General features: G+C 66.4%; 6 protein-coding genes. 3 read left to right on the top strand and 3 right to left on the bottom strand.

From position 1 onward, the window contains the following. Nucleotides 1–405: 405 nt before the first annotated feature. Entirely contained in the window at nt 406–2,196 is a 1,791-nt protein-coding gene (locus ABDV68_RS06230) for a cache domain-containing protein (RefSeq protein WP_343518854.1), read from the bottom strand. Nucleotides 2,197–2,403: 207 nt separating this feature from the next. On the opposite strand from ABDV68_RS06230, the gene ABDV68_RS06225 reads away from it, so the two are divergent. Genes ABDV68_RS06225 through ABDV68_RS06215 form a run of 3 tightly spaced genes read left to right on the top strand, consistent with a single transcriptional unit; the run spans nt 2,404 to nt 7,811 of the window. Beyond that, nucleotides 2,404–3,738: a dicarboxylate/amino acid:cation symporter gene (locus tag ABDV68_RS06225; protein ID WP_343518853.1), complete on the top strand. Its 1,335-nt coding sequence runs from the start codon at nt 2,404–2,406 to the stop codon at nt 3,736–3,738. A 51-nt stretch (nt 3,739–3,789) separates the two neighbouring features. After that, nucleotides 3,790–6,879: a TonB-dependent receptor gene (locus tag ABDV68_RS06220; protein ID WP_343518852.1), complete on the top strand. Its 3,090-nt coding sequence runs from the start codon at nt 3,790–3,792 to the stop codon at nt 6,877–6,879. 2 nt (nt 6,880–6,881) lie between these two features. Next, nucleotides 6,882–7,811, top strand: a complete 930-nt coding sequence (locus tag ABDV68_RS06215) for an alpha/beta hydrolase (RefSeq protein WP_343518851.1) — start codon at nt 6,882–6,884, stop codon at nt 7,809–7,811. Nucleotides 7,812–7,822: 11 nt separating this feature from the next. On the opposite strand, the gene ABDV68_RS06210 is transcribed toward ABDV68_RS06215, so the two are convergent. Both ABDV68_RS06210 and ABDV68_RS06205 read right to left on the bottom strand, forming a co-directional pair. Continuing rightward, the gene (locus tag ABDV68_RS06210) at nt 7,823–8,548 is read right to left on the bottom strand and encodes an FCD domain-containing protein (protein ID WP_343518850.1); all 726 of its coding nucleotides are present in this window, start codon (nt 8,546–8,548) and stop codon (nt 7,823–7,825) included. Between the two features lie 34 nt (nt 8,549–8,582). Further along, nucleotides 8,583–9,479, bottom strand: a complete 897-nt coding sequence (locus ABDV68_RS06205) for a DUF4861 family protein (protein WP_343518849.1) — start codon at nt 9,477–9,479, stop codon at nt 8,583–8,585. Nucleotides 9,480–9,631 lie beyond the last annotated feature (152 nt).

Below are 9,631 nucleotides of genomic sequence, written 5' to 3'. Positions count from 1 at the left end.
GATTCAAACATAGCAAAGGTCAGATTCGACAGCGCAACACGGAGAGTTGGGAGGACAGGCTAGGGAAACACGAAGCGATATTTAGCAGATGATAAACATCAGCCAGACGCAGGAAAAAAAACTCACTGGACCATGCGCAAATACTCCATGCCATCATCTGCAGACCCATAGAACAGCTCATCGCCGCCATCATCCAGCCCCGGGAATGCGCTTTTCTGACCGTATAAGGGGTTGTTGCGAGGCCGCTCCTGAGATGACATGGAGGATGCGGTATCACTTGCATCCTCGTTTGAGAGGCGAAGTCGTTTAGACACTGGTTCAGACATGGATGCTTTGCGCTTGTCGGGCATCATCGGCGGAAGTGTTGAAGGGAAAAGTCGGGGAGAGCTCGGGCCTCAGGCTACGTTAAAACATGATAGGCGATAAGAGCCTTATCAGTATACGACAGAGCGAAGTCCGTCCGAACAATATTGAGGGCAAAGGCATGAATTGAACGCCGAAATCGCGCGCGATGTTGCGTGCGATCGGCAGGCCGAGGCCGAGCCCTTCGTCGCGGCCCGTGACGAAAGGCATGAACAGCTGGTCCCGCAGGTGCGCTGACACGCCGGGGCCATTGTCCGTCACATCGATCTCGACCTGGTCCCCGGCACGCGCGGTCGCGATCCGGATCACCGCCCGCTCGCGCTCTGCCAGTGCGTCGAGCGCATTCTGGATCAGGTTGATCAGGATCTGCTCCAGCCGCACGCGATCGGCGGTGACGTGGAGCCCGGTTTCGCCGGTGCGCTCGAGCGTCACGCCCTGCGCGCGGACCCGATCGCCGATCAGCAGCAGGGTCGATTCGATCGCGGCATCGACATCGACCGGCCCGGTCCCCGGCGCCCGCTTCCGCGCGAAGTTGCGCAGCTCGGCGGTGATCGTGCCGATGCGCTGAGTCAACTCGACGATCCGCGTGAGGTTGCCCTCGGCGCGCACGCCGTCGCCCTTGGCGAGGAAACCCTGCGCATTCTCGGCGAAGCTGCGGATCGCCGCCACCGGCTGGTTGATCTCGTGCGCCACGCCTGCGGTGATCTGGCCGAGCGAGCCGAGCCGGTTGGCTTGCGCCAGTTCCTCGCGCGCGGCGCGATAGCGCTGGTCCGCGCGCGCGCGCTCGGCGCTTTCGGCGACGAGCTGCGCATTGGTCTCGCGCAGCTCGGCGGTGCGCTCGGCGACCTGACCCTCCAACGCACGCTGGGCGGCGATCTGGAGCAAGCGCCGCTCACGCGCGCGCCACAGCAGCAGCAGCGTGCCTGCGATCAGGACCAGCGCGCCGAACGACACCAGCCAGGCGCTGGCCCGCGCGCTGCGCATCGCCGGATCGAGCGGGAATAGCGCGCGCAACTGCGCCCCCGCGAGCGGCAGCCCGGTCGTGGCGATGCGGCTGGCTGATGCCTCTCCGCCCATTCGGGCGGTACGGCCATCGATCGCCAGCGGCAGCGCCGCGAGGGGCAGGTCGCCATATTGCCGTGTCGTGCGGATCGCGGCGCGTGCCGCGGGTCCGAGCTGCCCGATCGTCGCGAACCGCCATTCGGGCCGGCTGGTCACGATCACCACCCCGTGCCGGTCGGTGACGATCGTGTCGCCCTGCTGGCGCGCCCATGCCGCCTGCATCGCCTCGAACTCGATCTTGACCACGATCACCCCGAGCGGCCGCGCGGCATCGCCGATGCGCCGCGCGAGATAGAGGCCGGGGCGGCCGCTGACCGTGCCGAGTGCGAACAGTTCGGCGCCGCCGTCGCGGATCGCGCCCTGGAAATAGGGGCGGAAGCCATAGTCCTGCCCGACGAAGCTCGTCGGCAAGCGATGGTTGCTCGCCGCGACCGTGCGGCCCTGCGCGGTCAGCACATAGATCGCCGCGGCATCGGTGCGCCGTGCGAGCAGCTCGAGCCGTGAATTGATCCGTCCGATCGTCGCAGCGTCGCCGGTCTCGAGCATCGCGCGCACGTCGGGATATTCGGTTAGCACCAGCGGGAGCAGCCGGAATTTCTGCAGCTCGCTCGCGAACAGCCCGGCATTGTCGCGAGCGAGTTGGGTGGCGGCGCGGTCGGTCGCCGATACCGCCTGCTGCTGCGCGATGCGGAAGGCGAGCACCGCGACCAGCGCCAGCAGCACCGCGCCAGCCGCGGCCAGCAGCACCAGACTCCGCGTCGATCGCGTCACGCCTTTCATTTGTGCGGAGTATCACACATTCTGTGATTTGCATGTGCGTATTTCCGCACAGGCTGGACCAGGGTTCCTACGTGTAATTCCATGTAAATCAATTCTTTAGCTCGTTTCTTGGGTTTCATGCGGTGACAGGAGGATAACTGCGCCGCTGCCTCGCGCAGCCCAGAATCGACGCTGAAAAGGCGCGACGGGAGGATTTGAATGGCGATCGCACTCGATTATTCGACACAGCCGCAGCGGCGCGGTCATTGGCTTGGGCAGCTCTATGTCCAGGTGCTGATCGCGATCGCGCTCGGCGTCGCTATCGGCTTCTTCTGGCCGAGCGCCGGCGAGTCATTGAAGCCGCTCGGCGACGCCTTCATCAAGCTGGTCAAGATGATCATCGCCCCGGTGATCTTCCTCACGCTCGTCACCGGCATCGCCGGGATGACCGAACTCAAGTCGGTGGGTCGCGTCGCGGGCAAGGCCTTCGCCTATTTCCTGTTCTTCTCGACGCTTGCGCTGATCGTCGGGCTGATCGTCGCCAACACGATCCAGCCCGGCGCGGGGATGAACGTCGATCCCGCCAGCCTCGATACCGGCGCAGTCAAGGATTACGTCGCCAAGGCGCATGACAGCTCGATCGTCGCCTTCCTGATGGCGATCATCCCGACCACCCTGGTCTCGGCGCTGGCCGGGGATTCGCTGCTCCAGGTACTGCTCGTTTCGATCCTGTTCGGCATCGCGCTGTCGATGGTCGGCGAGCCCGCCGCGCCGGTGCGCGACCTGCTCGAGCGTGTCGGGCTGGTCGTGTTCAAGCTGGTCGGCATCCTGATGCGCGCGGCGCCGGTCGGCGCGTTCGGCGCGATGGCCTTCACCATCGGCAAGTACGGCATCGAATCGCTCGCCAACCTCGCCGGGCTGGTTGCGACCTTCTACCTCACCTCGATCATCTTCGTGGTGGTCGTGCTCGGTATCGCCGCGCGGCTCGCAGGCTTCTCGATCTTCAAGCTGATCCGCTACCTCCGCGCCGAGTTGCTGCTCGTGCTCGGCACCTCCTCGTCCGAGAGCGCGCTGCCCAGCCTGATGGACAAGATGGAGCGCGCCGGCTGCCAGAAGTCGGTCGTCGGGCTGGTCGTGCCGACCGGCTATTCGTTCAACCTCGACGGCACCAACATCTACATGACGCTCGCGGCGCTGTTCATCGCCCAGGCCTGCAACGTCGACCTGTCGCTCGGCGACCAGATCGCGCTGCTGGCGATCGCGATGATCTCGTCCAAGGGCGCCGCGGGGGTCACCGGCGCGGGCTTCATCACGCTCGCCGCGACGCTCTCGATCGTGCCCTCGGTGCCGGTCGCGGGCATGGCGCTGATCCTCGGCATCGACCGCTTCATGAGCGAGTGCCGCAGCCTCACCAATTTCATCGGCAACGCCGTCGCGACGATCGTCGTCGCGCGCTGGGACAATGCGCTCGACCGCGAGGCCCTCGCGCGTGCGCTCGACGGGCCCGTGCCTGCGGCTCCCGCGCGCGTGGCGGCGGAAACCGATCCGGATTGATCGCGCTCCGTCCACATGTGGCGGGCGCCAAAAGAAGAATGGGAGGATGTCATGAAGTTCAAGCATTTGCTGCTCGCGTCGGCGTTCGGCACGCTGGCGAGCCCGGCGCTGGCGCAGGAGACGCCGGTCGGCGATGCGCCTGCGGCCGCACCGGAGGGCGAGATCGTCGTTACGGGCAGCCGCATCGTGCGCGATACCTATGACACCCCCGCGCCGACCGTCACCGTCGGCGCTCAGGACCTGCTCGAATCGGGCGACAGCGAGCTCAGCGAGACGCTGGCCGAGATGCCGGCGCTCTCTTCGACCCTCAATGACGCCAGCGTCACGGGCAACACGCAGAATTCGGGCCTGAGCTCGATCATGCTCCGCAACCTTGGCGACAACCGCACGCTGGTGCTGATCGACGGCCGCCGCACCGTGTCCAACAGCGGCATCGGCAACCGCGTGTCGCTCTCGACGATTCCCTCCGATTTCATCGACCGGGTCGAGGTGATCACCGGCGGCACATCGTCGGTCTACGGCTCGGACGCGGTCGCGGGCGTGGTCAACATCATCACCGAGAGCCGTCAGCGGGGCTTCCGCCTGAACGCGCGCGTCGGCATCACCGAAGAGGGCGATGGGCAGGAACGGACCTTCAATGCCAGCTGGGGCACCCGTTTCGCCGGCGGTCGCGGTTATTTCCTGATCAGCGGCACCTACGACCAGGACGACGGCATCCGGGCCACGGATCGCGAATGGGCGGTCCGCCCGGTCGCCTATGACTATGACTTCGCCACCGGCACCAACCAGCTCGAAGGCGTATTCCTCAATGGCGGGGTGCCGACCAGCGGCAGCCGGCCGGCGAGCGAGTTCCCGCCGTTGGTCGCGAGCGATCTTTCCTCGTTCATCCCCGGCGGGGTGTTCTCGGGCGCCAACTCGTCGCGCGACCGCTTCTACCGCAACGGCGTGCTCGTCCCGCTCGGTCCCGACGTGCAGACCGGCCTGCCGGTCCCGATCGGCACGACCGACAACGGCAACACCGGCTATTTCCTCCCCAACCGCGACGGCTATAACCAGCGTACCGGGCGCTCGCTGATCCTGCCGCGTACGCGCTATCTCGGTGCGGCCAAGCTCAACTATGAATTCTCCGACGCGCTCGAAGGGTTCGCGCAGGTCCAGTTCTCGCAGATTGATTCGCTCGAGGTGCGCGAGGCGGTCGGCATCGGCTGGGATTCAACCTATCCGCTCACCAATCCGGTCACCGGCGTCACCACCGAGATCGAATATGGCAAAATCCCCTGCCGTCGTGCCCCGGCACCGTGCAACCCGTTCGTCCCGGCCGCATTGCGTGGCACCGAGACGCCGTCGACCGGTGCCGGCATCGCCTGGGATCGCCGCTTCGACGAGGTCGGCGGACAAATCACCGAGAACGACCGCACCACTGTCCGTAGCTGGGCGGGCCTGCGCGGCGACATCGGCGGGGGCTGGAAGTGGGAAGCAAGCGCCGGCTATGGCCGTTACGAGCAGCACCAGGTCCGCCGCAACGAGATCATCGGCCAGAATCTGACCCAGGCGCTGAATGCCGAGCTCGGTCCCGACGGCCTGCCGCGCTGCGTCGACGCCGCCGCGCGCGCCGCCGGCTGCGTGGCCATCAACCTGTTCGGCGAAGGGTCGATCACGTCAGAAGCCGCGGACTGGATTCGCGCCAACCTCGTCCAGGACCTGAAGATCGAGCAATATACCGGGCAGGCCTTTGTCACCGGCAGCTTGTTCGATCTCCCTGCTGGCCCGGTCGGCGCAGCGTTCGGCGTCGACTATCGCCGCGACAGCCAGGAGCTGCGCGGCGACGCGCTCTCGCAGGCGGGCGGCACCACCGGCAACGCGGTCCCCAATTTCGGCGGCAACATCACCGCGATCGAGGGTTATGGCGAGGTCAGCGTGCCCCTGCTTAAGGATGTCGCCGGGGCGCATCTGCTCAGCGTCGACGCCTCGGCGCGCGTCGCGAACTACAATATCGACCGCGTCGGCACGGTGTTCAGCTATCGCGGCGGCATCCAGTATGCCCCGGTCGCTGACCTGCGCTTCCGCGCGCAATACGCCCGAGCGCAACGCGCGCCCGACATCGCCGAGCTCTACTCCCCCCCGCGCGGCAATTTCGAGGCGGCGCCGGACCTTTGCAATGGCGTGACGCCCACCACCGCAGGCCGCATCGCCGCGAACTGCCGTCAGGATCCGGGCATCCAGGCGCTGTTCGCGGCGCAGCAGGCGGCGGGTGAAACCCAGCGCTTCGCGCAGGCCGGAACCAACCTCTACAGCCCTAATGGCGGCAACCTGGACCTGAAGGAGGAAACCGCCGACACCTTCACCGTCGGCGCGGTGTTCAACCCCAGCTTCCTCAAGAACATGACGCTCGCGGTCGACTATTACGACATCCGCATCAAGGACGCGATCGACGCCTATTCGAACCGCGACATCCAGCTGCAATGCTACGACACCGATACCGCGCAGGCGGGCAACCCGTTCTGTGGAGACATTACGCGCAACCCCAATAACGGGCAGATCGTCGAGCTGGTCCAGCGCCAGGTGAACCTCGCCCGCCTCGACGTGTCGGGCATCGACGTCGCGTTCAACTGGCGTTTCAGCCTCGACGACGCCATCGGCATCCCGGGCCGTTTCGACCTGCGCTACGATGCGACGCATGTGCTCAAGCACAAGGTGACCTTCGCTGGCATCGATGGCACGGTGGTCAACGACTATCGCGGCGATCTCGCGGAGGGCAGCTTCAAGTATCGCGGCCGCGGCTCGCTGGCGTGGAGCCTGGGCGATTTCCGCATCCGCTGGACCACGACCGTCTACGGATCGATCAACGACAGCAACTCGTTCCGCGACCAGTATCTCGAGCTGCTCGAAACCAATCCTAACGCCGAAGTGCCCATGTTCCTCTACATCGACGATGTCTGGGAGCACGATCTGTTCCTGTCTTACGACATCGACACTGGCCGCGGCAGCAGCTTCCGTCTCTATGGCGGCGTGAACAACCTCACCAATGCGATCAGCCCGTTCCTGCCCTCAGGCACGAACAGCGGGCGATTGACGAACCAGAACTCCGCCTATGACGTGGCCGGCCGCCGCTTCTATGTCGGCGCAACGCTGAGGTTCTGAGCATGATCCTCCGTCTTCTCGCACTGTTCCTCCTCGCCGCCGTCCCGGCGGCGGCGCAGCAGGCGCCAGCCCAGACATTTAAGCTGTGGCCCGGCGCGATGCCGGGCAGCGGCGGCCCGCCGGGGCCGGAGAATGTGGGCGAAAAGGGCAGCGCCAAGGGCGCGGTAACCAACGTCACCATTCCGAGGATGGAGATCTACCGTCCGGCCAAGCCCAATGGCGCCGCGGTGCTGGTGCTCGGCGGCGGAGGGTATTTCCGTATCCAGATCGAGAGCGCGGCGAAGCCGATGGCTGAATGGCTGACGGCGCGGGGCATAACTGCGGTCATACTCTACTATCGCCTCCCCGGCGACGGCTGGAACGCCGACGCGCCGTTCCAGGACGGGCAACGGGCGATGCGGTTGCTGCGTGCCAATTCAGCGAAGCTCGGCATAGATCCCAAGCGGATCGGCGTACTCGGCTTCTCGGCGGGCGGGCACCTTGCCGGAACGCTGGCTACGCGCGGCGACGCCGTCTTCTACCCAGCCACCGATGTCGCCGATCACGTCAGCGCCATCCCGGACTTCGCAGCATTGATCTATCCGGTGATCTCGATGCGCGCGCCGATCGACACCACCCGCACCTTCCGCGAGCTCAAGGGACTGCCCGATTTCCGCGACGCCTTCTCGGTCGAGGCGCATGTCACCGCCGCGACCCCTCCCGTGTTCCTCGCCCACGCCGCCGACGATCCAATCGCCGCACCGGAGCATAGCCTGCGGCTCCACGCCGCGATGCTCGCGGCCAAGCGTCCGGTCGAGCTGCACCTGTTCGAGAGTGGCGGGCACAGCTTCGCGCTGGGCAAGCGCGGCACCACGACGACCGCCTGGCCGCGGCTGTTCGGCGCGTGGATGCGCAACCATGGCTGGGTGCCGGCGAAGTCCGACGGCGAGTAAGCGCGCGGCGCTCAGTCGGGCGCGTGCGAGGTGCCGGTGGCCTTGAGCTTGGCGTAGCGCTGCATTGATTTCATCATATGCTGCCGCGCCGCGCGCCGCGCCGCGGTGGCGTCGCCCGCTTCGATCGCGGCATAGATCGCCTCGTGGTCGCGGTTGATCGTGCGTGCGTAGCGCTGGTGCTTCTTGGCATCGCTGCCTTGAAGATAAAGCCGCCGCGACGGCACCAGCCGCACCCCCAGGAACTGGGTGAAGCGCAGGAAATAGGTGTTGCCCGTCGCGCGCGCGATCGCGGCGTGGAAGGCGGCGTCGGCGACGACCGACTCGTCGACATCGGTGCTGGCGTCCATCACCGCCAGCGTGCGGCGGATCTCGGCGAGATCCTCCTCGGTCCGCCGCTGCGCGGCGAGCCCGGCCATCTCGACCTCGAACCCCATGCGCATCTCGAGCAGCTTGAGCACGTCGTCGATCGCGCTGACCTCGTCGGCGGTCAGCTGGAACGCGCGATATTGCGCGCCCTCGGCGACATAGGCGCCCGATCCGCGGCGCGAGATCAGCAGGCCCCGCGCGGCCAGCCGCGAATAGGCCTCGCGCACCACGGTGCGGCTGACCCCGAACGTCTCGGTGATCGCCTTCTCCGTGGGAAAGCGCGAGCCGGGCGCCATCTCGCCCTTCTCGATCTGCTCCTCGAAGCGCTGGACCAGATTGTCCGCCAGCGATGCCGCCTTGGTTACCGCCATGATGCGAGCGTTACCATTGTCGTTACGCTGCTGACTAGGGTGTGAAATCGGGTCGCTGGCCGTCGACATAAGCCTGCCATCCCTCCCGTGTCGTGAAATCCGCGCTGCGATCCCATGCCGCACCGGCATAATAGACGAACGGCTTGCCCGGCGCGACGCGCACCAGGATCAGGTAATTGTCGGCATCCTCGGCAAAGCCGGCGAATGCGCGCGGATCGACCATCACCGCGCCCGCCATCGTGCCCTTGGCCGGATCGGTCGGTCCCCACCAGGTGAGCCGCGCGCGCTTTTCGTCCTTGACGACCTTGCCGAGCTGGCCGGGCGGGATCGGGCGCTTGGAGATGCCGATGCCGACGATCAGCGGCCCGGCGCGATTCGAGCTCAGCGTCGAGACCATCCGCGTGAAGTTGCTGCCGGCGGGCAGCGTGAAGCGGCGGGTCTCGGACACGGTCCGCGCGACGTCGACCGGCCACGCCTCATAGTCGACGGTGAAGTCCGCCACCTGCGGCCCCGCACTGGCGATGCGCGGCCGTACATAGTTGCGCGAGGTCCAGAGCTTGTTGTCGTGCCAGATGCCGAGCCCGCCGATCCCGCGGCCGGTGCCGACATTGTAGAAATCGAGTCCCTCGCCATGGTCGGCATGCTGGTCGCCGGTGCGCAGCTGGCGGTCCATATAGGGCCAGCGCACGCGCTTGCCCCACGCGTCGATCCCCGAGGAAGAGGGCGGCTCGGCCTTCTCCAGCGCGCGCGAATAGATGCGGAAGGCGATGCGGTCATTCTCCCACAGCAGGTCGCCATAGCGGTAATCGGCGATCGCCACCGCTGCGCGCGCCTGCTGCTCTTCCGCCGTTGCCGGGCGCAGCGGAGCGTGATCCTGCGCGAGCGCGGCGCCCGCCGGGAGCGCGAGGAGCAGGGCGGCGATCTTCGCCATTCGATTCCCCTTCATAACGGGCGAGTTGTGTGACAACATTATTGACACGATCGCGCGAAAAGGAAAGAGGTCTGCTACCGGTGTCAACAACAAGATTCGCCGACGGGAGGAGAGGAAGCATGGCTTATCATCGCTGGACCGCGGGGGATGCG

It is taken from the genome of Sphingomonas sp. (genome assembly GCF_039595165.1).
Classification (GTDB): Bacteria; Pseudomonadota; Alphaproteobacteria; order Sphingomonadales; family Sphingomonadaceae; genus Sphingomonas.
This window is presented reverse-complemented; position numbering and strand designations above follow the sequence as displayed.